This is a genomic window from Bacillus sp. 05T31 (assembly GCF_056396725.1).
The window spans coordinates 1-1,279 of sequence record NZ_JBFTMA010000951.1 but is presented as its reverse complement, the minus strand read 5'-3'; the positions used below and the strand labels follow the sequence as shown (position 1 = coordinate 1,279).

The 1,279-nt window shown below is 35.6% G+C and carries 2 protein-coding genes; one reads left to right on the top strand and one right to left on the bottom strand.

Translation table 11 applies throughout. The annotated features are described in order from the left end of the window. A partial coding sequence (locus tag AC1DJR_RS30210; protein WP_477004284.1) for an Ada metal-binding domain-containing protein occupies nt 1–333 on the bottom strand: 333 nt, incomplete at its 3' end. A 154-nt stretch (nt 334–487) separates the two neighbouring features. Between AC1DJR_RS30210 and AC1DJR_RS30205 the strand changes: the two genes are divergently transcribed. After that, a complete protein-coding gene (locus AC1DJR_RS30205; RefSeq protein WP_429686856.1) occupies nt 488–1,246 on the top strand; it encodes an exodeoxyribonuclease III in 759 nt (252 codons plus the stop codon). The last annotated feature ends 33 nt before the right edge of the window (nt 1,247–1,279 follow it).

Genomic DNA, 1,279 nt, shown 5'->3' with positions numbered 1-1,279 from the left:
ACCGTGACACATTTCCGCGAGTATGTCGAGAGTTAATACTTCGTCAAAATGCTTTTCGATATAGTCTTTAATTTGTTCTACCCACTCTTGATTAGGTAAAGTTAGCCCACTTGGTTTACAACGTTTGCACGGACGAAAGTTTTCATGCAATGCTTGCTCGGCATGAAGAAAAATTCGTACATTGTTTTTATTCGGTATTCTTGATTTGCATGACGGTCGACAAAAGATYCCGGTTGATTTCACAGCATAAAAGAATTTGTTGTCATAGGAAGAATCATTATGAATAATTGCTCGCCAATACTCACTCGTTAACGTAAATCCTTCATTGTGCAAAGAACATCACCTCTGAAATTAGTATAACCTGAATAATGTGCGTATGTACGTATTCACAAATGTAAGAGCAAGATTACAAAGATGAAACTATGATAGGTTATCTATTTTGTGTTAGCATGAAAATTGAAAATGCACATCAAGAGGAGGAACATAGATGAAGTTGATTTCATGGAATGTAAATGGTTTGCGAGCAGTTATTGCAAAAGGTGGATTTCTAGAATATCTAGAAGAATCTAATGCAGATATATTTTGTTTACAGGAAATTAAATTACAAAGTGGACAAATCGATCTAGATTTAGAAGGATACTATACATACTGGAATTACGCTGTGAAAAAGGGGTATTCGGGAACTGCTATTTTTACGAAAAAAGAACCGATTTCTGTTACATATGGTTTAGGGATTGAAGAGCATGATCAAGAAGGACGAGTTATTACGTTAGAATTTGATGATTTTTATATGATAACGCTGTATACACCAAATTCTAAACGAGGATTAGAACGTTTAGATTACAGAATGGAATGGGAAGACGATTTCCGGTCGCATATTAAGCGATTAGATGAAAAGAAACCGGTTATTTTCTGCGGAGATTTAAACGTTGCTCATAAAGAAATAGATTTAAAAAATCCAAAAAATAATCGCAAAAACCCTGGATTTTCTGATGAAGAAAGGGGGAAGTTCACACGTGCTTTAGAAGAAGGATTTGTTGATACGTATCGTTATCTTTATCCTGACCAGGAAGGAGCATACTCGTGGTGGTCATATCGCATGGGAGCAAGAGCGAAAAATATTGGATGGCGTTTAGACTATTTTGTTGTCTCTGAAAGAATGAAAGAGCAGATAACGGATGCAAAAATTAATAGTGAAGTGATGGGATCAGACCATTGCCCAGTTGAATTACATATAGATTTCTAAAAAAGAAGTATCTTCCTGGAGAAAGGAGGATAC